The following is a 26,018-nucleotide window of genomic DNA, read 5'->3' as shown; positions in this document are numbered from 1 at the left end:
TGGCGTCCTCCCCGCGCAGGCGGGGGTCAGCCGAACGCCCGGGCCAGCCCGGCGGCCGCGGTCAGGTCCTCCCCGCGCAGGCGGGGGTCAGCCGGCCCCGGAGACCGAGTTCAGCCAGCGGCTGGAGTCCTCCCCGCGCAGGCGGGGGTCAGCCGCCGCAGATGCGGCACTGCTCGCCGTCGTAGGTGTCCTCCCCGCGCAGGCGGGGGTCAGCCAGTTAAGCCGGAGCGGTTCGTCTCACTGGGGCTTGTCCTCCCCGCCCAGGCGGAGGTCAGCCGCTGCCGGGGACCGACGGGTGGAGATCCTTTACGTCCTTCCCACGCACGCGGGGGTCAGCCGTTGGGGATTCCTGGAAAAGAGCCTGCTCTCTTGCCCGAGCACCGACAAGACATCGACGTCAGACAACTGAAGCGCCCCCGGTGTTTCAACCATCTGATGGGCGGTCGCCAACCACCGTCACCGGCAGGTCACTGCCATCCTCGCAGCTCAGTGGCTATTCAGTGACAGAGTGACAGCTGTGACAGCCACCTTGATGGCAGAAGAGTCACATCCTGCCGGAAGGCACCGTGCAGTCGGCAATCCCGTGGCGGATCACTGGCCGCTTGATGCGACCAATTGCCACCGCACAACCTCAGCCATACTGGCCACGCCCACGATGACGGCTTTCGCACTGCGACATCCTTCATCGTGGCTGGAGACCAGAGGACGAGGAAGGGACGGCCAGTGAGCGAGCGGAGTCCGCGCGGCACGTACCTGCAGATCGCCGAGGCGCTGCGTGCCGAGATCGGCGACGGTTCCGGGCTGGCAGCCCTACCGTCCGAAGCCGAGCTGATGGCTCAGTACGGCGTGGCCCGGAGCACCGTGGGTCGTGCGCTCAAGGTGCTGACGGACGAAGGCTTGATCCGCTCCCGGCAGGGCACGCGCCGAATCGTCGCAGCCACAGAATCGGCACCCTCGGTCTATGACCAGATCGCGGGTGTCATCTCAGCGGAAGGTCTGACACCGGGTGACGAATTCCCGTCCGAGAGCGAGCTCTGCAAGCTGACCGACGCGTCCCGGGGGACCGTACGCCGCGCGCTAGCTCAGCTTGAAGGCGCTGGCGTGCTGGAGGTCCGGCAGGGCAAGGGCCGCTTTGTCCGCGCGCTGCCCCGCCCGAGCATCGCACCACCTACCTCCTAGGAATGGACGCCACCGTGTGGGCCTACGACCTCGCTGAAGCACTCCTCTCCGACGACCTTCCCCGCCGCTGGACCCACTCCAAGGGGGTGGCCGGACGGGCTCGCGCGCTGGCGCCGATTCTCGGGCCGGATGCCGAACTGCTCGAAGCCGCCGCCGTGCTGCACGATGTCGGCTACTCCCCCGCATCACCGACACCGGCTTTCATCCACTCGACGGCGCACGCTTCCTTCGCAACGTGGAGCGAGTGGACGAGCGAATCGTTCGGCTCGTCGCGCACCACTCCTGCGCGTTGCTGGAAGCCGAGGAGCGGGGGCTACGCGAGGAGCTGGAGGCCGAGTTCCCCTTGGAGGAGCCAGGGCTGGTCGATGCGCTGATCTACTGCGACATGACCACGACCCCGGACGGCACGTCCACAACGACTTCGGCGAGGGTTGCCGAGATCGTGAGCCGGTACGGGCCGGACAGCATCGTCGGGCGGTTCATTCGCCGGGCAGAACCGGAAATCCACGCGGCGGCCCAGCGCGTGGAGCACAGGCTGACGCTGGCTAGCCCCGCGAGCTAGCCGATGTACGGCTGGGTGCGGTCCGGGTCGAGCGCGTGCTGGATTCGCAACCGCATGGACGGATGAATGTCGAGGCCTTCGAGGTCCGCCGGGTTCACCCAGCGGACCTCCTTCGATTCTTCGCTCGTCCGAAGGTTCCCGCCGATCGGCCTTGCGCGGAAGCAGATCGAGAACTGCTGTCGGACCTCTCCGTCGTCGTACGCCATAAGGTGCCCAGGGTCGGTGTATAGCCCGGTGACCGTCTCGACCTCGACATCGATACCGGTCTCCTCGCGTACCTCCCGGATCACCGTGCTGGCCACGAACTCGCCGATATCGTGTCCGCCGCCAGGGAGCGCCCACAGCCCATTGTCTGTCTTATGGATCAGTAGCACCCGACCACCTTCGTCCTGCACGACGGCGACGACCGACGGGACGACCGAGTTCGCCGCCGGCGCGTTGGGGTCGTTGATGTAGTCGATCCGGCTCATGCCGCCTCGTCCTCAAGTCTCGGGGAAGTGATCCTTCGAGAACTCTCCCAGATTCGCTCGATGCTCGCCGCGTACGTGCTGAACAGCTCCCCGCCGGGCACCTTCGAGAGGTGCAGCACGGGTGCGAGGTAGGCGCCAACTCCATGGACGTGGCCGTTGACGAGCATCTCGTCATCGGCTCGGTAGAGCGAGTTGTAGAGCGTCGTCGAGTGGAGACGAAACTCAACCCCTGGCACGTTGAAGATCGGCGCGTAGTTGGCAAGCGCGTTGCGGATCTTCCCAGCCATCGCCGGGCCGATCCCTTCGTCCTCGCCACGCTGCGCGACCGGGTGTGAGTCTGGGTCGCCGAGCATCATCCGGACAGGCACGCCCGCGGTCGCCTTCTCCCTGATCAGGCGAAAGAAAAGCGGATCTTCGGATAGCCAGAAGCCTGCGTAGACGACCAGGTCGAAGTGCCGGGCGGCACCTGAATAGAGCGACGTCCACAAGTCCTTCGGCACCACGGCGCGGTGTGGGTAGAGCCGCACGAGTTCGGCACGGCCAGCCTCGGCTGTTTGGCTGGCGCTCTCTTCGTCCGGCCAGAGGTCGGACAGGTCGCGTTGCATGAGGTTCGCCAGGGCGTACTGGAAGCGCCGGTACGGTCTGCGCTGGCCCCTGGCCTCAACCCACCGCTCCACCGTGCGTGCGCTGACGCCGATGCGTTCTGCGATCTGCTCTACCGTCAGGCCGCTTGCCAGGATTGCTCCTCGAAGCCGCTCATTGGCCATGTCGCCCTCCCCTGGACGATGCGGTGGCGCTTGGACGATGCGGGACGACTTGACCGTAGCGAAGTCGGTTCGAGGCCGTCCACTGACGCCGTATCTCGACATGCCCGAACGGGCGAATCTAGTGATGCGCAGTCGGGACGGATCCTCGACGAATCAACGAAGGACTTGACGGAGCGTCGGTTCAGCGCCATCGTAAGAGACATGTTCAACATGTCTCGCATGGCGGGGCTGGCGAACTGACAGCCCTTCTTTGGGCTGCCCTGAGCTGCACAAATGCGTCCGGAAGTCGACTTCTGCGGGGGTCGGCCAGGGAAGCGCTCGTTCTTTGACAAGGCTGCCGTCCTACGGCCCTCGAAAGGGGCCGCGCGGTAGCGGGCCAGACGCTCCTGTCCGGCCCCATCGCGCCACTTGCTACATGCTGCGGCCCGCCCTTTCAGGGCGCCGGCCGTTGTCCTCGACCACGGCCGTTCCGGCTGGCGGTCTCTTCTGCCCGAGTGCGGGGCGGCTTCCTGACCTTGGCCGGGAGAGAAGCCGCCCCGCTGGGCCCTCACCGTTGGAGAAGGACCCGTGAGACTGATTGTTGCAGGCCAGGAGGCCGCTACGGCCTCCGAGTTCGCCGAGTTGGCCCTCGGCATCGACATCGAGCTGTTCGCCGGCGCCGACGGGGAGACGGCCACCGACACGGTGGTGCGCCTCGACGTCGCCCGGGACGTGCTGCGCGACCTGGCTCCCGAGCCCGCCCGCTACGCCAAGGCGCTGATGCGCACGGCCGAGCGGCGCCGGGTGCTGACCTGGAAGGCGGCCGCGTGATGACCCGCATCGTCCGCCGCGGCCTGCGCGGCACCTTCCGCCCGCACCTGACCGCCCGTCCCACCGGCGTGGTGGAGGTCATCCCGTCCCCGGACGGCGACCTGCGCGGCGCCGCCTGCCAGGGCATGGACCCGGATCTGTTCTATGCCGAGCCCGACCCGGACGACACCAAGGCCGATCCGACGGCCGGTGAGTTCGCGATCCGCCGGGCGAAGATGGTGTGCGCCGGCTGCCCGGTGCGGCAGATGTGCCTGGCGCTCGCCGTGGACCGCAGCGAGCCGTACGGCATCTTCGGCGGGCTGACCGCCGACGAGCGCCGCACACTCAAGCGCACCACCGCCAAGGCCGCCAAGACGGCGGCGAACCTGGGCCCGGTGACGGCATGAGCCTCACACCGGAGCGCCTGGCCCAGATCCTCGCCCTGGGCGACGACGAACTGCGGACCGACGGCGACACCATGGACGCGATCGAAGACCTGCTGACCGAGGTCGACAACCTCCGCGCCTCCCTGCTGTCCCTGTCCGTCCTGCTGAACAACACCGCCTACACGGTGGAAGCGGGCCGCACCACGGACGCCGCCGCCCTGCGCCACGCCGCCGGCGTCGCCTACGAGCAGACCGGGGACCGCAGTGATCAAGCGTCTCGGGTGGGCGGTCCTGCTGCTCGCCGTCGCCTTCCCCCACGCCGCCCGCACCGTGGCCGGCGCGCTGGCCGCCGTGGCCGTGGCCGTGCTGGCGCACCCGACGGCGGTGTGCGCGGTCGCCGGCGGACTGCTGCTGGCGAGCACGGGGGCCACCCTGCGCCGCCGCGCCGCCCACACCCGACAGCTCCGCACGCTGCGGCACCTGACCCGTTCGCGCGGGCCGCTGAACCTGTTCCGACTCGCCTTCGGGGGGACTGACCTGTGAGCGTCACCGAACTGCGGCCCACCAGCCGCACCCGCCCCGCGCCGCCGAAGTCTGCCGGGAAGGAAGCCGCCGAGGCCGAGGCCCTGCGCGCCAAGACCCAGGCCACCAAGGCCGCGGCAGACATCGCCAACCAGCTCAAGGCCGCCAAGGCCGCCGCCGAGATCGCCGAGGGCGAGGCCCAGGCCCAGGAAATCCGCGAGGAAGCCGCCAACCGGCGGCGCGAGGCCGAGCGCCGGCGCATTGAGGCCCAGGCCGCCCGGGAGAAGGCCGAGCGGTCCGCGGCCCAGTGGCGGACCTGGGCCAGGACGATCGCGGTCATCTGCGTCGTGGTGTCCCTGCCGCTCCAGTTGATGGCGTTCTGGTCCCCGAGGGCGCCGTTCCTGCTCGCCGCTCCGCTGGTACTGGAGGGCCTGGCCTGGGCCCTGCTCAAGGGCGCCGAGGCCGCGATCGACGACCACCGGCCGTCCTGGCACTACCGCGCCCTCGCCGGCGCGGTCGCCCTGTTCGCCGCCACCGTCAACTACCTGCATGGCTCGGCCGCGTTCGGCCTCGGCACCGGCCTCGGCGGCGCGTTCTGCTCGCTCGCCGGGCCGCTGGTGTGGGACCTCCACGAGCACGGCCGGATCCGCAAGCGCGACGGCAAGGTCAGCCGCCGCCAGCGCCGCACCGAAGCCAAGCGCCTCGCCGCCGTGGCCGCCGAGCAGAAGGCCACCGCCGAGCGCGAGGCGGAGGAGCGCGCCGCCGTCGAACAGCTCCGCTCGGTGCAGTGGCCGCAGGTGTGGGAGCGCGCCGTGGCCCTGGCCGCGGCGGTGGGCGAGCTGCACCCGAGCGAGCCGACGTGGAAGCGCGCATGGGACGACACCCAGGGCGCGACGCTCGGCGACACCGCCGAGTCCATCGCCGCGCGGGTGGCCGCCAAGGCTGCCGTGAAGGATGCCGCCAACGACCGGACAAACACGATTGAAAAGGCGCAAAAGGTGCAGGTCGAATCCCAGATGACCCGCCCCGTGAAGACCGCTGCCGAGAAGCGTCCGGACGGCCGCCGGAACAACGGCGGCACCCCGCCCGTGCGCCGCGCCGGCGACACCATCGGCTACTCCCCCGTCGCCCGCCGCGCCATGGCCCTCGCCGCCCGCGGCGGCCGCCACACCCGGGCCACCGCCAACTGACCGCCATCACAGCGAAGGAGCGCACGACCATACACCAGAGCATCGACCGGGCCGCCCGGTTCGCCGCCGCCTACGCCCTGCTCCGCTCCGCCGCCGACCTGGCGGACCACTGGATCCAGACCGACCACCAGGCCCGCACCAAGGGCCAGCACGACCGCCACGACGGGCAGTCCAGCGCGGCCGGCCGCCGCGCCTGCGCCGCCCACGTCACCACCTATACCGCCAGCCAGGCCGCCGCGCTGCTGCTCGCCTCCCGCCTGCTCGGTCTCCGGCTGCGGCCGGGCCCGGTCGCTGCGGCCCTGGCCCTGTCCGCGGTCACGCACTACGCCGCCGACCGGCGCGAGCCGCTCCGCCGAATCGCCGACCGCACCGGGAAGGGCACGTTCGTCCGGCTCGCCGACCACGGCCTGAACGGCGCCTACCTGCTCGACCAGTCCTGGCACCACACCTTCGAGACCGCCGCCGCTCTCATCGCCTCCGCCTGACCCCGGAAGGAACCCCATGTTCATCCCCGTGGACCCCGCCACCGGGCTGCCGGTCGGCACCGAGGCCGTGTTCCTCACCCTCGGCGCCGCCCTGGTCTCCCTGTACAACCACGCCGAAACCGCCGACCTGAACGGCCGCGAACTGGCCTTCAAGTGGCTCTGCCTGGGCTGCAAGACCAGCAACGGCCCCGGCTCCACCCAGCGCTACGCCGCCCGCGACGCCGCCAACAGGCACGCCGCCGACTGCCGCTCGATCCCCTGGCGCGCCACCGGCGACCAGAACTGACACGCCACTGGCACGACACCCCGGGACGGCCGCTCAGCTTGCCGGCACGACGGCCGCCCCGGACCCCCTTACCTGCACCACTGAGCAGTGAGGAAGGACCCTCAGTGAACCACGAAGAACACGCCCCCACCGGGCTGCCCGACCCCGCCAAGACCACCCCGAACGGCGGCGGCGAGGTGCTGCCGTTCCCCGACCGCCTCTCCAAGAAGATCCCCCAGCCCACGCCCGCCCCGGACCCGGCCGACGAGTCGGTCTACCTGCCGCAGGACACCGCCCCGGAGCTGCAGCCGCCCATGGTGGCGGCCAGCGAGCGGGCCGACCTGGCCGGGGACCGGCCGCTGCTGCCGCAGTGGATCCGCACCCGCGACGGCCGCCGCACCATGGCCCGCGCCCGCAGCACCCAGGCCCGCCGCGCCCTGCGCCGCTGGCTCGCCCGGCAGCGCACCGACCGCGGCCACGCCGCCCAGGCCTGGCGCGGGATACGGCGCTCCGCGCAGTGGACGGCCGGGTTCGAGGGCGCTCACGTGCAGGCCGCCGGCCACCAGGCCCACATCGCCACCCGCGAGGCCCGCGACCTGGCCCGCCGGGCCCGCTTCACCCTCCTGCCCGGTGACCGGGCGCTGGCGCAGAAGCAGTCCGAGGCCGCCCTCGCGGTGGCCGTCACAGCTGTCGCCGCGCACAAGAAGGCCAAGTCCAACCGCCGTCGGATCCGCTTCGCCCGCGCGCTGGTCGCCTACGGCATCCCGCTCGCCGCCATCCTGGCCGGCTACATCGCCCTCGGCACCGCCGGCCTGCTGCTCGGCCTCGGCTCGGTCCTGACGATGGAGGCGTTCCTCGGCCGCAAGCCCGACCGCGAGACCGTGTGGGACGCCGACGTGCGGGCCCTGTCGGACGGCGATCCGCTGACCGAGTCGATGCTCGACAGGGCGTTCAAGGCCGCGAAGGTCATCGGCGACTCCCAGCGGCTCACGATGGTCACCCCGTGCGCAATCGACCCCGCGGTGCCGAACGCCTGGCACGCGGTCATCGACCTGCCCGACGTGACCGTGAAGAAGGCCCGCGACCGGGCGGACGAGATCGCCGCCGCCATGGGCATCGACCGCACCAACCTCGACATCCGCCAGGTCGGCTCCAACGGCCGCCGGATGGCGATCTGGGCCTGCGGACAGAACCCGTTCCTCGCCACCCGCCGCAACCCCCTCGTCGCCGGCCGCGCCAAGCAGGTCAACACCTGGCGCGACGGCTTCCCCTCGCCTTCGACAAGCGCGGCAGCATCCTGCGCCCGACCCTCTCGGACTACTCGTTCCTGTTCGCCGGCGCCACCCGCTCCGGCAAGGGCATGGGCCTGGCCAACCTGCTCGCCGCCGCGATGCTCGACCCCCGCGTGCGGATCCGGCTGTTCGACGGCAAGGGCGCCGGCGAATACGTCCCCCACGCCCGCGCCCTGGCCACCTTCGTGCGCCGCAACCCCGGACGCCTCGTCAAGTTCCTGCGCCTGATGGTCGAGGAGATGAACCGCCGCACCGAAATCCTGGTCGAGGCGGGCCTGTCGAAGGCGAACGAGAAGCTGATCGACAAGCTCGGCGGCATCGAGCTGGTCATCATCGACGAACTCGCCACCTACACCGCCAAGAACGGCCCGTCGGGCAAGTACGCCGAGGAGATCACCGAGCTGCTGGCACAGATCGCCGCGGTCGGCGCCGCGGTCGGCATCGTCCTGGCGCTGGCCACCCAGTACCCGGAGGCGGAGATCGTCACCCCGCGGCTGCGCGGCAACCTCTCCGCCCGCATGGCCATGCGCGTCGAATCGCCCGGCGCCTCGAACGTCGTCCTCGGGGACGGCATGGTCGGCCAGGGCTACGACGCCTCGAAGATCCCGATCGAGAAGACCAGCCGCGGCCGGGCCTGGCTGACCACCCCCGACACCGGGGTGATCGAGGTCCGGTCCCTGTTCATCGACGAGGCCGCGGGCGAGATCCTGCCGCTGATCGAGGCCGGGGTGGCGCTGCGCGAGGCGGCCGGGTGCCTGCCCGGTCACTACGACGACCCCATCGAGGCCGCCATGGCCCGGGAGACCGGCGTCAGCGCCGCCGCCGGCGGCACCGACGGCCTCGGCTCCGTGGTGCGCCGCACCGTCCTCGACCACATGGCCCGGGCCGCCGAGGCCACCGGGGACGGCCAGATCAGCAGCGCCGACCTGCTCGGCCACCTCGCCGACATCGACCCGGACCGCTACGGCCGCACCACCCGGGAGACCGACGCCGCCTGGCTGTCCCGCGCCGGCAAGGCCCTGCGCACCGAACTGGCTGGCCTCGGGGTCGAGTTGGAGGCTGCCCGGATCACCCTCCCGGACGGCTCCCGACCCAACGGCTACACCCTGACGGACCTGCGCGCGGCAGCCGCCCGCCTCAACGGCACCGACTGACCTACCGCCCGTTCTGTCCTGATTCACACCCCTGACAGACCTTCGCCACCCACACAAAGCCGCAGGTCAGAGCCTCGCAATCCCGGTCGGCACCCCTGCCGACCCCTGCCCGAAACCGCCCCGCGCGGACACCCCCGGCAGGGGTCGGCCCGCCACCGGCACCCCTCCGACCTGCGGCGATCCCGCGCCGGCAAAGGTCCGCCGGGGCAACCGAGCATGCCCAAATCCACCCAAACCAGCCTCCCGGGAAGGGAGCCCGTTCGTGCTGTTCACCGTGTCCGCCGCGCTGCTGTTCGGCGTCGCACTCGCCCTGATGCTCCGCTTCGGCGCCGTCAGCTACAGCGGCGCGATCGTCGCCGCGCTGTTCGGCTTCTACCTCGCCTCCACCGGCATCGCCCCGAGCGTGAACCACGCCATCACCGCCCTGTTCCACTCCCTCGCCCACCTGCGCTGAACGGAGATCGCCATGCCCGCCCACCCGAGCACCACCGAACCCGGCCCCGAGCAGGACGTCGTCCTCGACGTCTTCACCCACGGCGACGTCACCTGCGCCCACACCGCCAATGCGATCCACCCGGGCGAGTGGTGGCACCTGTGGACGGCCGCCGGCCGCTACCTCGGCTCCACCAACCGCCCCGAACTCCTCGGCGCCCTCATCCAGCAGACCCGCTGACCCCACGCGCCGCCCGCGCCGAACGGAGGAACCACCATGCCCGCCAACCGCCTTGCCGCCCTGCTCACCATGCCGGACCTCGCGTTCATCGCCGACGGCGGCGCCCTCGTCCGCGAAATCGAGGCCTACCTCGCCACCCAGCCCCACACCACCCGAGTTCCGGTCCCCGAGACCTGCGCGTACGGTCAGGCCCCGGTCACGTGGGACCTGGGCCTGACCCGGCCGCAGCCCACCGCGCTGGACCGGCTGCGGCGCCGCCCACCGGCCCCCACGCCGATCGACACCGCCACCCACCTGCGGCTCCTGTCCCGCTACCTGACCGTCCACGGCTGGTGCCAGGGCCGGCTGTGGGACGAGCAGGGCCGCCGCTGCCTGCTCGGCGCCCAACTCGCCGTCCTCGCCGCCGGATACGGCACCGAGGCCACCGCCATGCGCGCCCGCCGCTTCCTCATGGAGCAGTTCACCGCCCAGGACCCCACCGTGCGCTCCGTCGACCGCTGGAACGACGCCGAAGGTCGCACCCCGGCCCAGGTCCACCGCGCCCTCGACATCGCTGCCGCCCGCGCCCACGGCTGAACCGAAGGAACCCGCAATGACCAGCCAGAACGTGACCCTGCACCCCGACGGCCCCTACCTCCTGCGCCGCGCCGTCACCCGCCTCCTGCCCCACGCAGCGCTCCGGGTCGAGAGCCACATGCGCGAGAGGATGCCGGCCACCCTCGTCCGCCTCGCCCACCCCGCCGACTTCGGCCGGGCCGCCGTCGAATCGGTCGGCGGCACCCCCACCTGGTGGCGCGCCGCCAAGGAGCGCGAGCACCACCGGCGCATCGCCCGCGACGCCCAGGGCCTGACCGTGCCCACCGCCCACGGCACCGTGCTCGTCCTGCTGCACATCGCCGCCATGCGCGACCGGGCCCAGCTCCACCCCACCCTCGTGCACGAACTCGTCCACGCCGTCCAGATGGGCCGCACCGCGACCGCCGCCGACACCCTCGCGCGCAACCGCCACCACCTCGGCCTCGAACACCGCTCTCGCCGCTGGCTCGCCGACCACGACGAGGCCATCGCCCGCGACGAGGACGAGGCCTACCGCATCGAGCACCTGCTCACCGCTGCCTGACCGGTCTGCCCGACCGGCCGTGCCGCCCGCACCCCGCCGCAGCCAGCGGCCCGGGGCGCGGGCGGTGCGGGGGACCGGACAGACCCGCTCCCGGAACACCCGAGCGCCCTTGGAGGCCCCCGTGTCCGTCGGAGAAACCCCGATCACCGTCGTCGGCAACCTGACCGACGACCCCGAACTGCGCTTCACCCCCGCCGGCGTGGCGATGGCGCGCTTCACCATCGCCTCCACCCCCGCACCTACGACAAGACCACCGGCCAGTGGAAGGACGGCACCGCACTGTTCCTCCGGGCCACCGCCTGGCGCGAGATCGCCGAACACACCGCCGACACCCTCACCAAGGGCATGCGCGTGGTCGCCACCGGCCGCCTCGTCCAGCACAACTGGCAGACCCCCGAGGGCGAGAACCGCTCCATGCTCGGCCTCGACCTCGACGACATCGGCCCGTCCCTGCGCTTCGCCACCGCCAAGGTCACCAAGACCCAGCGCACCGGCCAGCCCAACACCGCCGAGGCCACGGACCCGTGGACCACCGCCGGACCCGCACCCGCCGCAGCCGCGCCGGCCGGCGCCGGATTCACCGCCGACCCGCCGTTCTAACCGGGCCCGCGCCCGACAGCACAAATCCCCGCAGCAGCCTCCGGATCTTGGCAGAGAGGCGGCTGCTGCGGGGCCCATCCAGCCCGTACGAGACGAGACGGAAAGGCCATCATGCCCCCGAATCCCCGCACGGCCGGCCGTACCCCGCCGCTGGCCGGCGCCGACCTGTGGCAGGCCGTCCTGGCCGCCGCGGCCGGGCGTTGCCAGTGCCGCGGCGCCTGCGGCAAGTCCCACGCCAAGGACGGCGGACGCTGCGACCGCGAGCACGGCGGCTACCAGCGCCACCACGGCGCCGGCACCGTCCGCCTGCTCGCCGCGCCCGCCGACCCGGCGCACCTGCTGCTGCCCGAGCACCGGGCCGCCGCCCTGCCCAAGCGGGACCTCGCCGCGTGGTGCCCGCCCTGCCACGACGCCGCCCGCACGGCCGCCCGCAAGGCCCAGCACAACGCCGCCGAGCACGTCGCCCCGGACGCCCTGTTCTAGCCCTGACCTGGAGGAACCCGCCATGAGCGTCACCCTCACCGACCTGCCCACGATCGTCCGCCAGCTCACCCCGCACATCGGCACCGACGACACGCTGCCCGTGCTGAACGGCATCTACCTCGAAGCCACCGGCACCCACATGTACGCGGCCGCCACCGACCGCTACACCTTCGCCCTCGCCCGCCGGGAAGCCACCGACACCGCCCAGGGCGCGCCGTGGAAGGTGCTGCTCACTCGCGCCGACCTCGCCGCCCTGCGGGCCCTGTTCCCGGCCCGGCGCCACCGCGTCGACCTCACTCTGACCTACCAGCCCACCCAGGGAGCCGACCTCTCCGACGGCTGGCTGACCGTCGACGACGGCACGCGCTCCCTGCGGCTGTCCGCGAACGCCCCGCTTGCCTGCTGCTTCCCGAAGTGGCGGCCCCTATTCGCCACCGCCCTCGCCGCCGAGCCCCAGCTCACCGACGAAGCGCACTACAGCGCCGCGTTCCTCGCCCGATGGTCCAAGGCCCCCGCCGACCGGTACGAGCCGCTGACCCTGTGGTCCGCAGGCCCCGGCAAGCCGCCCCTCATCGCCGCCGGCCACGACTTCCTCGGCCTCCAGATGCCCATCCGCCACGACGAGAAGCCCACCGCCGAGGCCTGCGACCGCCACGACCGCGCCGCCCTGCGCACCACCTGGACCGACACCCTCACCACCACCACGACCACCGGCACCACGCGCCAGCTCAAAGCGGCCTGACCACACCCCGGAGCGGAGCCTGCGGCCACCCGCACCGCAGGCCCCGCCCTCGTCATCACCACCCTGACCCGGAGGTTTTCGTGCCTGCACCCGACTGGCACCACGCCCTGGCCGCCGCGCAGTTCGCCGCCGCGCGGGGCCTGTGGTCCTTCCCGCTGGCCCGCAGCAAGCGACCAGCGATCCCCAGCCCCCACCCACGTGACCCGCACTGCCGGGGCGCCTGCGGCCTGCTCGGCCACGGCGTCCACGACGCCACCACCGACCCGGAGCGGCTCCGGGAACTGTTCGAGGCGGCGCCGTGGGCCACCGCCTACGGCATCGCCTGCGGCCGGCCCCCGCACCACCTCATCGGCCTCGACCTCGACGTCAAACACGGCGACGACGGCCCCGCCAACCTCCAAGCCCTCGCTACCCGACACGGCTTCGACATCCCGCCGACCGCCACCGTGGCCACCCCCAGCGGCGGCCTCCACCTGTGGCTCACCGCCTCACCCGACACCCAGGTAACCAACTCGGCCGGCACCGTCGCACCCGGGATCGACGTGCGCGGCACCGCCGGTTACCTCGTCGGCCCCGGCTCCCGCACCGAACACGGCGTCTACGCCTTCGCCTCCGGCGCCGACCCCAACACCCTCGCACCCGCCCCCGAGAACCTGCTCGCCCTACTGACCCCGCCACCGGCACCACCCGTCCACGCGCCGGACCCCGAGGCGCTCCGCGCGGGCATCCGCGTCCAGACCGCCTACGTGCAAGCCGTCCTCACCGGCGAAAGCGCCAAAGTCCGCGCGCAGCGCCAACCCGGCCGCAAAAACCGGCTGTTCGCGTCCGCCGCCCGGCTCGGCCAGCTCATCACTGCCGGCACCGTCCCCGAACAGCTCGCCCACGACGAGCTCCTGACGGCCGGGCTGGCGTGCGGGCTGACCGAGGCCGTGTGCGAGCGGACCATCCGGCGCGGTTTCGACCGGGGCACCGGACACGCCCCGCGCGCTGCCTGACCACCGGCCCGGGCCGTGCGGGGGCGGATAAGCGCTTATCCGCCCCCGCATCACTCAAGCCGCCGATCACCGGCTCACCACGTATCCATCCCACGCCCGAGAGGACCCCTATGGCCAGCTCCGCCACCGACAGCAGCGCCGCCCCGGACGGCCGCCGGCCCGGCGGGGCCGTGGCATGACGCGCCCTGCGGGCCCCGACGACCCGCGCCCGACGCCGCACCTGCGCGTCGTCCACGACGACCCGCAGGACGCCCCCTGGCCCGACGAAACCGACCCCGATCCAGCCTCCTGGGCCGAGCCGGGCCCCGAACCGCCACAGGCCGCCCCTGCGGTCCCTCAGGGGCCCGCCAGGCCCCGCGCGGTGTGGAACGCCGCCGACCTGATGGCCACCGACTTCCCGGAACCCCGGTGGGCCGTACCCGGGTTCTTCGCCGAGGGCGTCAGCCTGCTCGCCGGACCGCCCAAGGTCGGCAAGTCCTGGCTCTCCCTGGGCCTTGGCCTGGACGTCGCCGCCGGACGGCCCGCCTTCGGCACCGTCCCCGTCGAAGCGGGCCCCGTGCTCTATCTCGCCCTGGAGGACACCCCGCGCCGCCTCAAGACCCGCATGGGCAAGCTCCTCGCCGGCCGCCCGGCGCCCCGGGATCTGACCATCGTCACCGAGTTCCCGCCGCTGCCCCAAGGCGGCGCCGACGCCCTCGACCGCTGGCTCACCCAGAACCCGGACGCCCGTCTGGTCGTCATCGACGTGTTTGCCAAGGTCCGCGGCAGCTCCGCCCCGGGCGTGGCCGCGTACGACGCCGACTACGCCGCCATCGGCCACGTCAAGCAGGTCGCCGACCGCCACTCGGTGGCGACGATCCTCGTCCACCACGTCCGCAAGATGGGCTCCGACGACTTCCTCGCCGAGGTCTCCGGCACCAATGGCCTCGCCGGCGCCGCCGACGCCACCCTCGTCCTCAAGCGCTCCCGCGGCAAGGCCGACGGTGTCCTGCACATCACCGGCCGCGACGTCGACGAGAACGAGCACGCCCTCGCGTTCCAGCCCGAGAGCGGCAACTGGCTGCTGCTCGACGGCCCCGCCACCGACCACACCATCGGCGACACCCGCGCCACGATCCTCGCCCACGTCCGCACCCACCCCGGCACCCGCCCCAAGGACATCGCCACCGCCACCGGCCTCGACTACGCCAACACCCGCCAGACGTGCACCCGCATGGCCAAGGACGGGCAGCTCCACACCGACGCCAGCGGCGCCTACGTCGTCCCCGAGCAGGTGTGACAGCCCAAACCACCCCCCGACTGTCACAGCTGTCACTCATGTCACTGCAAGGCGCTGACCTGCGCGGATGCCAGTGACACCGGCAGTGACAGCCCTGCCCCCAGAGTCACCGACTGCCCGGAGGAGCCTCTTGTCCACCGCGATGCCCGCTGCCTTGACCGTGCCTGAAGTCATGGCCACGCTCCGGCTGAGCCGCAGCAAGGTCTACGACCTCATCCGGTCACGAGCACTTCCCAGCTTCACCATCGGCCGCTGCCGGCGATTCGATGCCGCCGACGTGGCCACCTTCATGCGCAACCGAGTTGAGGAGAACTACTAGTGTCAAGGCGCGCCAACGGCGAAGGCACCATCACCCGCCGCAAGGACGGGCGGTACGCCGCCGCCGCGTACGTCTACAAGCCCGACGGCACCCGGGCCCGCAAGTGGGTCTACGGCAAGACCCGGGCTGAGGTCGCCAGCAAGCTGACGGAGATGCAGGAGAAGACCCGGCAGGGAATCCCCGCCATCACCTCCAGCATGCCGCTCGACAAGTACCTGGACTACTGGCTCCGGACCGTCGCACCCGAGCGGTACAAGCCCTCGACCATGTCCAGCTACGAGCCCATCACGCGGGTCTACATCGTTCCGGCACTCGGACGGAAGCCGCTCAACCGGCTGACGCCGACGGACGTGCGCCGCTTCCTCGCCGACTTCCGTGCCGGCTGCCTGTGCTGCCTGCGCCGCGTCGACCACAACCGGGCCGCCGACAAGCGTGAGTGCTGCGCGGTCGGGAAGTGCTGCCAGCGCCGTCCCTCGGCGCGCACGGTCCAGTACGCCCATGCCGTGCTCCGGTCCTCGCTGCAGAGCGCCGTGCGCGAGGAGCTGCTGGCCCGGAATGTGGCCCGGCTGGTGGAGCGCCCCTCCGTGCCGCACAAGGAGGTCCAGCCGCTCAATGCGGCCGAGGTCCGTCTCCTGCTGCGGGCCGCCCGGGGCCATCGGCTGTACCCGCTCTGGCTGCTGCTCGTCTCGACGGGCCTGCGGCGAGGCGAGGTGCTCGCGTTGACCTGGTCGGACATCGACCTCAATGCGCGGCAGTTCCGGGTGCGGCGCAACCTCCAGCGGGTGACGGGCAGCCTGGTGTTCGGAACCCCCAAGACGGCCCGCTCCCTGCGGACGATCGCGCTGCCGGCGTCCTGCGTCGCCCAGTTGCGCCAGCGGCGCGAGGAACAGCTCCAGGAGCGTGCCGAGGCGGGCATGGAGTGGCAGCCCCTCGACATCCAGCCCGAGGGGCTGGTCTTCACCACGCTTACCGGCACGGCGCTGGACCCGCGGAACCTGAACCGCAGCCTCGCGGCGCTCTGTGCCGCGGCCAACGTGCGGCGGATCCGGGTGCACGATCTGCGGCACACCTGCGCCTCCCTGATGCTCGCCGAGGGGGTCGCCGTTCGGACCATCATGGAGACGCTGGGGCACAGCACCATCACCATGACCCTGGATACCTATGCGCACGTCATGCAGACGACGTTGCGTGAGGCCGCAGACCGGATGGACGACGCGCTCGGCATCGTCGGCGAGGCCAGTACGGACGACCCCGAGGATGGAGAGGACCCGGCCGCCGGGGTGCCGGCGAGGCGCTGATCAGACAAGGCTGATGTCACCCGTGGATGTCGAAAGGGCCGGAGACTCATGTCTCCGGCCCTCTGACCACTGTCGGGACGACAGGATTTGAACCTGCGACCCCTTGACCCCCAGTCAAGTGCGCTACCAAGCTGCGCCACGTCCCGTGGTCTTGTTGCCGTGTCCCGCCGACCTGGGTCGGTGATCTTCGGCTTCTTGACCTTGTCTCCGGTCTCCCGGCGACGTGGAAAACAATACAGCACGTCGGGGGTGCTCGCTGCCAGGTTTCGGGTGGCGTCGCCGGGTGGTGTCGGGGCTGGTCAGGGGTGGGGCCGGGGGATCACGGGGTGGGGTGGCGGGCGTCGTAGCGGAGGAAGGCGGGGCGGCGGGCGGCGAGGAGGAGGACGGCGGCGACGCAGGCGATGCCGCCGGTGACGACGGAGACGGCCGGGGAGGTGAGGGCGGCGACGGTGCCGGACTCGAAGTCGCCGAGGCGGGGCCCGCCGGCCACCACGACGATGAAGATGCCCTGGAGCCGTCCGCGCATCTCGTCCGGCGCCGCCACCTGCATCATCGTGTTGCGGAAGATCATGCTGACGGTGTCGGCGCAGCCGGCCGCCGCGAGGAACAGCAGGCCGAGCCACAGGTTGTGGACGAGGCCGAAGGCGGCGATGGCCAGGCCCCACCCGGTGACGGAGGCGAGGACGGCGGCGCCGTGGCGGTGGACCCGGCCGATCCAGCCGGAGAACAGGGCGCCGCCGAGGGCGCCGACGGCCGGGGCTGCCACGAGCAGGCCGACGGTGCCGGCCCCGCCGCCGTAGAAGCCGAAGGCGATCGCGGGGAACAGCGCCCGGGGCAGGCCGAAGATCATGGCGGCGAGGTCGGCGAGGAAGCTGGTGCGGAGGTTGGGCTGGCTGCGCAGGAACCGCAGGCCGTCCAGGACGGACGCCCGGCCGGTGCGGTCGCCGAGCGGCCGCATGGACGGCAGTCGCCACATCGCGTACAGCGTGGCGCTGAAGGCGACGGCGTCCACGAGGTACGCGGCCTGCGCACCGTACGCCCCGATGAGCAGGCCACCGAGCATGGGGCCGACGGTCATGCCGAGGTTCATGCTGACGGTGTTGAGGGCGTTGGCGGCGGCGAGCTGTTCGCGGGGGACGAGCCTGGGCACCATCGACGACCTGGCCGGGGACGACAGGGCGAAGAAGCCCGCCTGAACGGCGACGGCCGCGTACAGCAGGGCGACGGCGTGCAGGCCGAGCAGGGCTTGGCCCGCCAGCACCACCGAGACGGCGGCGAGGCCTGCCGAGCCGATCAGGCCGAGGCGGCGGCGGTCGACGGTGTCGGCGATCGCACCGCCCCACAGGCCGAAGGCCATCAGCGGGACGAGCGAGAAGAGTCCGACCAGGCCGGTGGCGAAGGGCGAGTGGGTGAGGGCGTAGACCTGGACGGCGACCGCGACGGCGGTCATCTGCTGGCCGACCGAGGAGACGGTCTGGCCGAACCAGACCCGCCGGTAATCCGGGTGGTCGCGCAGCGGGCCGATGTCGGCGAGGGCCCCCGGGCGGCCCTCCGCAGCCGCCCGCCCCGGACACCGACCTCCGCGCCCACCAGGAGGCGCTCGGGCGCGGCCCCCGGTCCTGCCGATGCGTCGTCGACAGGGTCGGTGCTCTGCGCGGCCATGGCAGTGGAGGTCGCCGTGGACGTGGAGGGTTGTTCAGTCGCCATAAGGACCCATGCTCGACCATGCTCCTGTCGACCGGCCGCCCGGGGTCACCCCCGGCACCACTTCAGGCATCGCTTCCGGCACCACCTCCAGCGCCACTGCCGGCGCCGCTCCGTGCCCCACGCCCGGCCCGGCGCCGTCGGGCGTCGGGCCTCGCCGTCAGCCGGTCACGACGTGCCGCTCCCCCGCCTCGACGGACAGCGGCAGCCGGTTGCCCGGCGGCGGGAACGGGCAGACGAAGTGGTCGGCGAAGGCGCACGGCGGCAGGTAGGCGCGGTTGAGGTCGAGCACCGTCCGGCCCTCCGCGTCCGGCGCGGGCAGCGTGATGAACCGGAACCGGTACGTCTCGTGGCCGCTCGTGAGGTCCGCGATCACGCCGCTGAGCCGGCTGCCGTCACTGCCCGACACGGTGAGGGTGTGCGTCTCGCCGGCGAGGGTGAAGGCGATCTGTCCGGCGACCTCCAGCGGCCGGTCCCGGCCGTCGGCGTTGGGGACGGTGACGGCCCGGCCCCCGTCCGCGAACGGCGTGAACACCGCGGGGACGGCCCACTCCGGCGCGTACGGGAAGACGTCGATGCCGGCGAACACGGCCCGGGCGGGCGCGGCGGGGTCGAAGACCCGCAGCGCGAGCTCGCCCTCCCGCTCGATCGGGACGAGGCGCCGGTCCCCGTGGGTGGCGCGGTCCGGGGCCGGGTCGGTGTCGGGCCGGAGCGCGGCCTCGCCCTCCAGCACCTCGACCTCGCCCTCCAGTCGGAGGCCGTCGGCGCTCTTGGCACCGAGCCGGACGAGCCCTCCCTCCGCCCACCACTCCCCGGCAGGCCGGGGATCTCCTCGGGCTCGGGCCCGAGCCAGTGGGTGCCGGTCAGGGCGAGCGGCCCGTGCACGGCGGAGGCGTACGCGGTGCGGGCCTCCGTCCAGCGCTGCCAGGCGTCCGCGGCGGTGTCGGCGGCGGTCATGTGATTTCCCTCCCGGGGGTGGGGCGGCAAGGGGCTTCGCGGCCGGTCAGCGGCCGCCGAGCGGCCGGAACAGGCCCTCCTGGACGACCGAGACGACCAGCCGGCCGCTGCGGTCGAAGATCTCCCCGCGGGCGAGCCCGCGGGCACCGTGCGCGATCGGCGACTCCTGCTGGTAGAGCAGCCACTCGTCGGCCCGGAACGGCCGGTGGAACCACATCGCGTGGTCGAGCGACGCCATGTCGAAGTTGCGTTCGCCCCACAGGGGTTCGACCGGTGCGCGGACGGCGTCGAGCAGCGTCATGTCGCTCGCGTAGGTGAGCGCGCAGACGTGGATCAGCGGGTCGTCGGGCAGTGCCCCGTTGGTGCGCAGCCAGACCCGCTGCGCGGCTGGACGCCCGCGAGGTCCTCCTTGCTCCAGCGCAGCCGGTCGACGTAGCGGATGTCGAACGGCTGGCGGCGGCTGATGAACGGCGGGAGTTCGCCGAGCCGCGACCCGACCTCGTCGAGGGCGCTGGGCAGGTCCTCGGGGGCGGGCACGTCCGGCATCGCGTCCTGGTGCTCGATGCCGCCCTGCTCGGGCTGGTGGAAGTCGGCGGTCAGGGCGAAGATCGAGCGGCCCTGCTGGATGCCGAGGACCCGGCGGGTGGTGAAGGAGCGGCCGTCCCGGATCCGGTCGACCTGGTAGACGATCGGCACACCGGGGACACCCGGGCGCAGGAAGTAGGCGTGCAGCGAGTGCACGGGGCGTGCGCCGTCGACGGTGCGCCCGGCCGCGACCAGTGCCTGGCCCGCGACCTGCCCGCCGAAGGTGCGCTGGAGCTCCTCCTCGGGGCTGCGACCCCGGAAGATGTTGAGCTCGATCTGTTCCAGATCGAGCAGGTCGACGAGCTGGTCGACGGGCGTCCCCATGGTTGCGTGTCCTCTCCCGGCGCCGGGTCGCGGCGCACTACGACTACCTGAAGTCTGCGCGCTGCCGGGGAATTCCCGCCTGCCGACCGGCCGCCCGGAACGCACGCGGCACCCCGGAGCGGGCGGCAGCACCGTGGCAGCACGGCGGCGGTCGCCGCAGGACGGCGCTGCGGACGACAGACAGGACGGCGACGGTCGCAGCAGGGCTGCGCTGCGGACGACAGACAGGACGGCGGTGGTCACGGCGGGCGTGACCGCGGCGGTCACGGATCGACCAGCCCGGACTGGCGCACGGTGATGTTGAGCCGGCCGACCAGGCCCAGGTCGGGGTCGGCGGTGCCCGGCAGGGTGCGCACCACCCCGTGGTACGCGAACCGGGACGGCCCACCGAAGACCAGCAGGTCGCCGCTGCGCAGTTCCAGGTCCGTCCAGGGCCGGGTGCGGGTCTCGGTGTTGCCGAGCCGGAAGACGCAGCTGTCCCCCAGCGAGAGCGAGACGACCGGCGCGTCGATCCGTTCCTCCTTGTCCTTGTGCAGGCCCATTTTGGCTCCGTGCGGGTAGTGGTTGACGACCGCGATGTCCGGGGCATAGCCCTCGGCCCCGGCGATCGCGGACCGGCCGTCCGGCCCGTAGACGGCCTCCAGGGCCCGAAGCGCGAGGTCGCCCAGCACGGGCGGGAACGGCTTGACCGGGGCGCCGTCCCCGTCGACGACGGTGCGGGCGTAGCCGTACGGGTACCAGTGCCAGCCGAGGCAGACGGTGCGGACGGACATCACGCCGCCGGTGGGGAGCCGGATCGTCCGCATGCCGGCCGGCGGGCGGGCCCAGTCGCGGCACGCCCGGACGAGGTCGCGCTGCTCCTGCGGGTCGAGCCAGTCCGGGAGGTGGACGGCGCCGGGGGCGGGTTCGGCGCGCTCGCGGGGGAACGGGAGGGGGTCGCCGGTCACTCCCCCATCCTCGCAGCAGCACCCGGGCCCCGGGGCGGACCGCAGGCGGTCACACCCGGTCGCCCGGCCGGCAACCGCAGCGCGGGCTTCGTCGGCCGTTCGGCGCAACGGGGGCCGGGCCGGGCATGCGCGGGCGCGGTCGGCGGACGAGGCTGATCGGGAGGCACCCCGCCGTCCGCGACCGCCCCACCGGAGGGAGCCCGCATGAGCAGGCTGGACTTCACCGTCGTCGATCTGCCCGAGAGCTCGCAGTGCAAGACGGCCGTACTGGTGACGGGCGCGCACGGGGTGATGCTGGTCGACACCGGCCTGTCCCGGTCGGACGGGCGACGGCTCGCGGAACGCGTCCGGGCCACCGGGCTGCCGCTGACCACGGTGGTCGTCAGCCACAGCGACCCGGATTTCTACTTCGGTACGGAGGAGGTGCACAACGCCTTCCCCGATGCCCGCTTCCTCGCGCACCCGGTGGTGATCGGGCAGATCGCGCAGACCTACCCGGCGGAGCTCGCCGCCTGGGCGTCGCGGCTGGGGAGCGAGCTGCCGACCCGGCCACCGCGGCTGCAGCCGATGGCGGGCGAGGCGGTCGAGTTCGAGGGCCACCGCTTCGAGGTACGCGGCTTCGAGCTCGGGCTGCCGGACCGGCACTACCTGTGGGAGCACCGCGCCCGGGTGGTGCTCGGCGGGGTGCTGCTCTTCCAGGGCGTCCACCCGCGGACGGCGGACACGCCCACGGCGGTCCAGCGCGAGGCCTGGATCGACCTGCTGGACGGCATGACCGCACTCGACCCCGCCCTCGTCCTGCCCGGACACCGGGCCGCTTCCACCCCCGCGGCGCCGGGCGCCTCGTCGGCGATCGCGTTCACCCAGGACTATCTCAAGGCGTTCGAACGCGAGCTGGGCCGGACGGGGGACGCGGCCGCGGCGGAGGCGGCACTGCTGCGGCTCTACCCGGACGCCGCGCTCCCCTCGGCGGCGGAGGCGGGCACCAGGGCCGCCCTGGGGACGGTCGGCCGGCCGACCGGCGGTGCGGCGGGCGAGGCGGCGGGCCGGACGGCCCAGGGCTGATCCGGCGGCCGCCGGGGCCCGGGGCTCCGTCCGCCGCACCGCCGGTCGGGCCGCCGGTCGGGGTGCGGCGGACGGGCCGCCAGGTGCTTCAGCGCCGGAGCAGACCGAGGGTGCGGGCGCAGGCGGACCAGGCCCGCCAGCCCTGGGTGGCGAGGATGGTCTCGGCGACGGTGATCTGTTCGCGGCGGGTGGCCCGGTCGGGGCGGTCGGCGAAGCGCAGGCCGTCGGCCTCGCGCCAGGTGGGAGGCCAGATCTGAAGGCCGCCGTAGTAGCCGTTGCCGGTGTCGGCCTGCCAGTCGCCGTCGCTCTCGCAGTCGGCGAGGGCGTCCCAGGTCGCGTCCGGGGTCGGCCCGGTCGCCTGATCAGGGGTCGGGCCGGGGTCGGGGTCGGGGGTCGGCCCGGGGCCGGGGTCGTCGTCCCGGCCTCCGGGGCGGGTCGGGTCGGCGGCCGGACGGGCCGTCCCTCGGGCAGCGGCTGCGGCCGCACGGGCCGTCCCCGGGGAGGCCGCCGGGGCGAGCCCGAGAGCCGGTGCGGCGAGCAGGATCAGGACGAGGGCCGGCGGGAGGGCCCGCGGGGGCTTCGAGCACACAGCACCCGAGCGTAGGCAGCCGTCCGCGGCCGCGCCGCCGTACCGCCGCCGCGCGGGTGGCGGTACAGCGGCGCGGGCCGGGCCGGACGGGGCGGCCGGGAACGCGCCGCGCCCGCCGGCCGGACGAGCGGACTCGTACGGCCGGCGGGCGCGGTGGGGCGTCAGGTGTCCGGGCGGGCCCGGACGGTGGACGAGCCGCAGGCTCAGACGGAGAGGACCTGGCCCGGGAGGATGAGGTCCGGGTTGCCGCCGATGACGCCGGCGTTGTTCTTGTACAGGGTCTTCCAGTCCAGGCCCTTGGCGTTGGCGATCTTGCTCAGGGTGTCGCCGGACTTGACGGTGTAGTTGCCACCGTTGGTCTGCGCCGGGGCGGTGGCCGGCTTGGCGGCCTTCTTGCCCGTCCAGTCGGCCTTCGCGCGGGACTCGCTGCGGCTGGCCTGCTGGTCGGTGGTGGCGGCCTTCGGGGTGGCGGCCGGGGCCGCGGCCTTCGGCGCGGCAGCCTTGGGGGCGGCGGCGGGCTTGGCGGCCGGGGCGGCAGCGGCCGAGCCGGTGTCGACCTGCGCGGGGGCGCCACCGGCGGTCAGGCCGGCCTTGACGGAGCAGACCGGCCAGGCGCCGGGGCCCTGGGAGGCGAGGACCTTCTCGGCGATGGCGATCTGCTGCGCCTTGGTGGCCAGGTTGGCCTGCGGGGCGTAGGCGGTGCCGCCGTACGCGGCCCAGGTGCTGGAGGTGAACTGCAGGCCGCCGTAGAAGCCGTTGCCGGTGTTGATGGACCAGTTGCCGGTGCTCTCGCACTGGGCGACGGCGTCCCAGGTCGAGACGGAGGCGGCAGAGGCCGAGTTGGCCGTGACGAGGCCCGCCACCGGGAGGACCGCGACAGCGGCGGCGCCCAGGACGGCCACCCGGGCGCGGTTGCGCTTGGTGGCAGAGGTGGTGGCAGCGGCGGTCTCGTTACGGAAGAGCATGGGATTCCTCTCGACAGCCCCGGGCGGGCATGCGGAACCAGGCCGTCGAAGGCCTCGTTCTGCTCGCCGCGTCCGCAGGACGGCAGGCACGTGTCGGACGTGCTGTGCCGTCCCGGCCACCCTCCTCGCCGCGCGGTGGTCAGCCGCCCTGGCGGGCATCTGCGCCGCCGGTCGGACCGGCGGGCCGTGCGTCGGGGTGAACCCGGGAAGTGCTCGGTGCACTGGCCATGAACCTACGAGCCGCTCGGCCGGGCAACCAAACAGTTCGGGGTCGTCCCAGCTCAGCCATGCGTTACCGGCGGTATTGATCAAACATGTCGAGGAGATATGCCCCATTTGCCCTGGTTTTCCATGATCGATCCCCGGTCGATCGTGCCCCGGCTCACAGTTTCGGTGCTGTGAGCTCGGGCACCTCGTCGACAGATTGCGACCACACGGGCACCCGTCGCAGTCAGATCCGCGGCAAATCACGTCGGTGCCGGAAGCACCCGTGACTCCGGCCACAACCTCCCGTTGCTAATGGCGGCCAAGGTGCGCCGAGCCATCCCTGACGACCGGAGGAGTCCCCCTTGCCGCGCATGCTCGATGTCAGCAACGAAGTACGAGCCGAGATCGGCGACGACGAGGCGGATCGCCTGCTCGCCGGAGCCCACGCCCCCGACGCCTACGACTGCACCTCCTGCCGCACACCCGGCGACTCGTACCGCGAACCGACCAGCACCGTCCTGTTCATCGGGGACGAGACCGCCGTCCTCGCCTTCGCCCACGCCCGCTGCATCCCCTCCCAGGTGGTGCCGGTCGACGAGGAGCAGCTGCTCGGCGCCGTCCGTTCGATCAGCCAGGCGCAGGGTGCGGCCGGCTCCCCGGGCCTGTCCCCCGCGCAGGCCGCGGTGCCCGCCCCGGCCCACGCGGCGCCGCCGCGCTCGCAGCTCGCCCCGCCCGCCGCCGTCGCCGACCCGGGCCAGCAGCCGGCCGTCCTCGGCGTCACCTGCGGCCTGGTGCTGTGCGGGGACACCCCGTACGCGGCCCTGGTGGTGGAGCCGACCGGACCGGTGGCCCGACCGGGCAGCGGCTCCACCGAGGACGAGTTCCTGTCCCTGCTGACCGACCACGGCTTCCAGCCCGTGCAGTCGGTCGACCGGGCTCCGGTGCGGCCGCTCGCCGGCTGGTCCGTCCTGATGGCGATGGGCCAGCTGCACGCCATCCTGCAGCCCTCCGCCACCGGCGGCAGCGCCGCCTGGTGGCAGGCGCACCAGCCGCTGCAGGTGACCGACGCCTGGCGCTCCTCGGTGAGCCGCCGCTCCGAGGTGATCATGTACGCGGTGCCCGCCGGGACGATCGGCCGCCAGCCCCGGGAGGACCTGCTGCGGCTCGCCCTGGACCGGGCCGCCTCGCACGGCATCCTGGTCGCGGGCATGCTCCCGCTGGCCGGTACCTGACCGGCGCCCGGCAGGCGGCACGGCCGCTCCGGCGGACGGCCGCCGCGCGCGCCGCACCGAACAGGCGCGCGGCGGCCGAACGGCGCTCCGGTGCACCACCGGCGCACCCCGTGCCCGCGGTGCGACCGCCGCGGCCGCCGCGCGCCCGGGGATCCTGCCGGGGCCGCATCCCCGGGCGCTCTCGCTCGTTGGCCCTCACGTGTACAGCTACGACGTCGCCCCGACCGCCCGTCCGTCCACCGGCCGCACCATCCCGGGCATGCGCCCGTCGTTCGATGCGGACCACCCGTCCTCGCCGACCCCGATCTACGACGCGCTGTACTCCGAGTACCGGAGACTCTTCCGGGCCCTGCCGGGCGACCGCACCGACGAGGAGCAGCTGCGGTTCAGCTCCTTCGCCGCACAGGCCGGGGTGTCGTACCCGCAGCACCAGGTGTTCGAGACCTTCGCGGGCCACGCGCAGGGCACGCCGCAGTTCATGACGCAGACGTACGGAAGGGCGGCGGGGGCGGAGCACCAGCAGGGGCGGGCCGCAACCGGGCAGGCGAGCGGCGGGACGGGGCAGGGCTGGGTCGCGGCCGGCTACCTGGCGCCGGCCGCCGCCACCGCACCCGGCACGGGGGCGGCCGGCGGGCGGCACCGCTCGATGCTGTCGCTGCCGGCCGGACGGCTCCCCGAGCAGCAGGGATAGTCGCCCGCCCCGGCAGTGGCCGACTGCGGCCCGCCGCCGCGCCGGTGCGCGCGGTCCTCACCCCGAGCAGCCGGGTACGAGCAGCCCGGTACGAGCAGCCCGGTACGAGCGGTGCGGTACGTGACGGAAGGGCCGGGGCCGGCAGCGTGATCGCTGCCGGCCCCGGCCCTTCGTCGTGCCGC

At 73.2% G+C, this 26,018-nt stretch carries 31 protein-coding genes, 1 tRNA gene, 1 pseudogene and 1 CRISPR repeat array (1 of these 34 cut by a window edge); of the genes and pseudogenes, 22 read left to right on the top strand and 11 right to left on the bottom strand.

The genetic code is table 11. The annotated features are described in order from the left end of the window. A CRISPR array of direct repeats spans nt 1-339; the repeat unit is 29 nt; unit sequence GTCCTCCCCGCGCAGGCGGGGGTCAGCCG (it extends 1,155 nt beyond the left edge of the window). Between the two features lie 384 nt (nt 340-723). Both ABEB13_RS29570 and ABEB13_RS29565 read left to right on the top strand, forming a co-directional pair. Further along, nucleotides 724-1,179 carry a GntR family transcriptional regulator gene (locus ABEB13_RS29570; protein ID WP_345707882.1) on the top strand — a complete coding sequence of 152 codons (456 nt, stop codon included), beginning with the start codon at nt 724-726 and terminating at the stop codon, nt 1,177-1,179. A gap of 2 nt (nt 1,180-1,181) precedes the next feature. Next, a pseudogene (locus ABEB13_RS29565) lies at nt 1,182-1,741 on the top strand (HD domain-containing protein). On the opposite strand, the gene ABEB13_RS29560 reads toward ABEB13_RS29565, so the two are convergent. Both ABEB13_RS29560 and ABEB13_RS29555 read right to left on the bottom strand, forming a co-directional pair. Beyond that, entirely contained in the window at nt 1,738-2,211 is a 474-nt protein-coding gene (locus ABEB13_RS29560) for an NUDIX domain-containing protein (protein WP_345707881.1), read from the bottom strand. The pseudogene ABEB13_RS29565 and the gene ABEB13_RS29560 overlap by 4 nt on opposite strands. Continuing rightward, nucleotides 2,208-2,978, bottom strand: a complete 771-nt coding sequence (locus ABEB13_RS29555; protein ID WP_345707880.1) for a helix-turn-helix domain-containing protein — start codon at nt 2,976-2,978, stop codon at nt 2,208-2,210. The genes ABEB13_RS29560 and ABEB13_RS29555 overlap by 4 nt, the downstream gene beginning before the upstream one ends. Before the next feature lie 567 nt (nt 2,979-3,545). Between ABEB13_RS29555 and ABEB13_RS29550 the strand changes: the two genes are divergently transcribed. The 4 genes from ABEB13_RS29550 (at nt 3,546) to ABEB13_RS29535 (ending at nt 5,865) form a co-directional block, all read left to right on the top strand. Next, entirely contained in the window at nt 3,546-3,788 is a 243-nt protein-coding gene (locus tag ABEB13_RS29550) for a hypothetical protein (protein ID WP_345707879.1), read from the top strand. After that, nucleotides 3,788-4,174, top strand: coding sequence for a WhiB family transcriptional regulator (locus ABEB13_RS29545; protein WP_345707878.1), 387 nt, complete (start codon nt 3,788-3,790; stop codon nt 4,172-4,174). Before ABEB13_RS29550 ends, ABEB13_RS29545 begins: the two co-directional genes overlap by 1 nt. 243 nt (nt 4,175-4,417) lie before the next feature. Then, on the top strand, nt 4,418-4,696 hold the full coding sequence (locus ABEB13_RS29540) for a hypothetical protein (protein ID WP_345707877.1): 279 nt from the start codon (nt 4,418-4,420) through the stop codon (nt 4,694-4,696). Beyond that, nucleotides 4,693-5,865, top strand: a complete 1,173-nt coding sequence (locus ABEB13_RS29535; protein WP_345707876.1) for a hypothetical protein — start codon at nt 4,693-4,695, stop codon at nt 5,863-5,865. The genes ABEB13_RS29540 and ABEB13_RS29535 overlap by 4 nt, the downstream gene beginning before the upstream one ends. On the opposite strand, the gene ABEB13_RS29530 is transcribed toward ABEB13_RS29535, so the two are convergent. After that, nucleotides 5,790-6,308, bottom strand: a complete 519-nt coding sequence (locus tag ABEB13_RS29530) for a hypothetical protein (RefSeq protein WP_345707875.1) — start codon at nt 6,306-6,308, stop codon at nt 5,790-5,792. The two genes, ABEB13_RS29535 and ABEB13_RS29530, sit on opposite strands and share 76 nt — an antisense overlap. A 58-nt stretch (nt 6,309-6,366) precedes the next feature. On the opposite strand from ABEB13_RS29530, the gene ABEB13_RS29525 reads away from it, so the two are divergent. From ABEB13_RS29525 to ABEB13_RS29465, 13 genes are all read left to right on the top strand, one after another. Then, nucleotides 6,367-6,636: a hypothetical protein gene (locus ABEB13_RS29525; protein ID WP_345707874.1), complete on the top strand. Its 270-nt coding sequence runs from the start codon at nt 6,367-6,369 to the stop codon at nt 6,634-6,636. A 1,339-nt stretch (nt 6,637-7,975) separates the two neighbouring features. Continuing rightward, the gene (locus tag ABEB13_RS29520) at nt 7,976-9,061 is read left to right on the top strand and encodes an FtsK/SpoIIIE domain-containing protein (RefSeq protein WP_345707873.1); all 1,086 of its coding nucleotides are present in this window, start codon (nt 7,976-7,978) and stop codon (nt 9,059-9,061) included. Nucleotides 9,062-9,323: 262 nt separating this feature from the next. Beyond that, nucleotides 9,324-9,515, top strand: coding sequence for a hypothetical protein (locus tag ABEB13_RS29515; protein ID WP_345707872.1), 192 nt, complete (start codon nt 9,324-9,326; stop codon nt 9,513-9,515). Between the two features lie 12 nt (nt 9,516-9,527). Then, the gene (locus ABEB13_RS29510) at nt 9,528-9,734 is read left to right on the top strand and encodes a hypothetical protein (protein WP_345707871.1); all 207 of its coding nucleotides are present in this window, start codon (nt 9,528-9,530) and stop codon (nt 9,732-9,734) included. Between the two features lie 36 nt (nt 9,735-9,770). Next, on the top strand, nt 9,771-10,310 hold the full coding sequence (locus tag ABEB13_RS29505) for a DUF6197 family protein (RefSeq protein WP_345707870.1): 540 nt from the start codon (nt 9,771-9,773) through the stop codon (nt 10,308-10,310). 16 nt (nt 10,311-10,326) lie between these two features. Continuing rightward, nucleotides 10,327-10,854, top strand: a complete 528-nt coding sequence (locus ABEB13_RS29500) for a hypothetical protein (RefSeq protein WP_345707869.1) — start codon at nt 10,327-10,329, stop codon at nt 10,852-10,854. Nucleotides 10,855-11,133: 279 nt separating this feature from the next. Continuing rightward, nucleotides 11,134-11,454, top strand: coding sequence for a single-stranded DNA-binding protein (locus ABEB13_RS29495; RefSeq protein ID WP_345709869.1), 321 nt, complete (start codon nt 11,134-11,136; stop codon nt 11,452-11,454). A 111-nt stretch (nt 11,455-11,565) separates the two neighbouring features. Continuing rightward, nucleotides 11,566-11,937 (top strand): hypothetical protein, encoded by a 372-nt coding sequence (locus ABEB13_RS29490; RefSeq protein ID WP_345707868.1) that lies wholly within the window; start codon nt 11,566-11,568, stop codon nt 11,935-11,937. Between the two features lie 22 nt (nt 11,938-11,959). Next, nucleotides 11,960-12,679, top strand: a complete 720-nt coding sequence (locus tag ABEB13_RS29485; RefSeq protein ID WP_345707867.1) for a DNA polymerase III subunit beta family protein — start codon at nt 11,960-11,962, stop codon at nt 12,677-12,679. Nucleotides 12,680-12,759: 80 nt separating this feature from the next. Further along, nucleotides 12,760-13,674 carry a bifunctional DNA primase/polymerase gene (locus tag ABEB13_RS29480; protein WP_345707866.1) on the top strand — a complete coding sequence of 305 codons (915 nt, stop codon included), beginning with the start codon at nt 12,760-12,762 and terminating at the stop codon, nt 13,672-13,674. Between the two features lie 175 nt (nt 13,675-13,849). Next, nucleotides 13,850-14,953, top strand: coding sequence for an AAA family ATPase (locus ABEB13_RS29475; RefSeq protein WP_345707865.1), 1,104 nt, complete (start codon nt 13,850-13,852; stop codon nt 14,951-14,953). Between the two features lie 130 nt (nt 14,954-15,083). Next, nucleotides 15,084-15,272 (top strand): helix-turn-helix domain-containing protein, encoded by a 189-nt coding sequence (locus tag ABEB13_RS29470; protein WP_345707864.1) that lies wholly within the window; start codon nt 15,084-15,086, stop codon nt 15,270-15,272. Then, a complete protein-coding gene (locus ABEB13_RS29465) occupies nt 15,272-16,570 on the top strand; it encodes a tyrosine-type recombinase/integrase (RefSeq protein WP_345707863.1) in 1,299 nt (432 codons plus the stop codon). Before ABEB13_RS29470 ends, ABEB13_RS29465 begins: the two co-directional genes overlap by 1 nt. A gap of 72 nt (nt 16,571-16,642) precedes the next feature. On the opposite strand, the gene ABEB13_RS29460 is transcribed toward ABEB13_RS29465, so the two are convergent. The 6 genes from ABEB13_RS29460 to ABEB13_RS29435 all read right to left on the bottom strand — a co-directional run bounded on the left by ABEB13_RS29460 (nt 16,643) and on the right by ABEB13_RS29435 (nt 21,087). Further along, nucleotides 16,643-16,716, bottom strand: a tRNA-Pro gene (locus ABEB13_RS29460). Nucleotides 16,717-16,889: 173 nt separating this feature from the next. Next, entirely contained in the window at nt 16,890-18,095 is a 1,206-nt protein-coding gene (locus ABEB13_RS29455) for an MFS transporter (protein ID WP_345709868.1), read from the bottom strand. A 339-nt stretch (nt 18,096-18,434) separates the two neighbouring features. Continuing rightward, a complete protein-coding gene (locus ABEB13_RS29450) occupies nt 18,435-19,007 on the bottom strand; it encodes a DUF1684 domain-containing protein (protein ID WP_345707862.1) in 573 nt (190 codons plus the stop codon). A gap of 270 nt (nt 19,008-19,277) precedes the next feature. After that, nucleotides 19,278-19,649 carry an acyl-CoA thioesterase gene (locus tag ABEB13_RS29445; RefSeq protein ID WP_345709867.1) on the bottom strand — a complete coding sequence of 124 codons (372 nt, stop codon included), beginning with the start codon at nt 19,647-19,649 and terminating at the stop codon, nt 19,278-19,280. Further along, nucleotides 19,565-20,140, bottom strand: coding sequence for an acyl-CoA thioesterase (locus ABEB13_RS29440; RefSeq protein ID WP_345707861.1), 576 nt, complete (start codon nt 20,138-20,140; stop codon nt 19,565-19,567). The genes ABEB13_RS29445 and ABEB13_RS29440 overlap by 85 nt, the downstream gene beginning before the upstream one ends. Before the next feature lie 263 nt (nt 20,141-20,403). Next, nucleotides 20,404-21,087: an alpha-ketoglutarate-dependent dioxygenase AlkB family protein gene (locus ABEB13_RS29435; protein WP_345707860.1), complete on the bottom strand. Its 684-nt coding sequence runs from the start codon at nt 21,085-21,087 to the stop codon at nt 20,404-20,406. 204 nt (nt 21,088-21,291) lie between these two features. Between ABEB13_RS29435 and ABEB13_RS29430 the strand changes: the two genes are divergently transcribed. After that, nucleotides 21,292-22,152 (top strand): MBL fold metallo-hydrolase, encoded by an 861-nt coding sequence (locus ABEB13_RS29430; RefSeq protein ID WP_345707859.1) that lies wholly within the window; start codon nt 21,292-21,294, stop codon nt 22,150-22,152. 88 nt (nt 22,153-22,240) lie between these two features. Here the strand turns inward: ABEB13_RS29430 and ABEB13_RS29425 are convergent, their stop codons facing one another. Continuing rightward, the gene (locus tag ABEB13_RS29425) at nt 22,241-22,741 is read right to left on the bottom strand and encodes a transglycosylase family protein (RefSeq protein WP_345707858.1); all 501 of its coding nucleotides are present in this window, start codon (nt 22,739-22,741) and stop codon (nt 22,241-22,243) included. A 203-nt stretch (nt 22,742-22,944) separates the two neighbouring features. Next, on the bottom strand, nt 22,945-23,706 hold the full coding sequence (locus tag ABEB13_RS29420; protein ID WP_345707857.1) for a transglycosylase family protein: 762 nt from the start codon (nt 23,704-23,706) through the stop codon (nt 22,945-22,947). A gap of 578 nt (nt 23,707-24,284) precedes the next feature. Here ABEB13_RS29420 and ABEB13_RS29415 point away from each other — a divergent pair. Together ABEB13_RS29415 and ABEB13_RS29410 are read left to right on the top strand one after the other, a co-directional pair. Beyond that, the gene (locus ABEB13_RS29415; RefSeq protein WP_380230392.1) at nt 24,285-25,145 is read left to right on the top strand and encodes a hypothetical protein; all 861 of its coding nucleotides are present in this window, start codon (nt 24,285-24,287) and stop codon (nt 25,143-25,145) included. A gap of 199 nt (nt 25,146-25,344) precedes the next feature. Next, entirely contained in the window at nt 25,345-25,836 is a 492-nt protein-coding gene (locus ABEB13_RS29410) for a hypothetical protein (protein WP_345707855.1), read from the top strand. The last annotated feature ends 182 nt before the right edge of the window (nt 25,837-26,018 follow it).

This window comes from Kitasatospora paranensis (genome assembly GCF_039544005.1).
In the GTDB taxonomy this organism is placed as follows: domain Bacteria; phylum Actinomycetota; class Actinomycetes; order Streptomycetales; family Streptomycetaceae; genus Kitasatospora; species Kitasatospora paranensis.
This window is presented reverse-complemented; position numbering and strand designations above follow the sequence as displayed.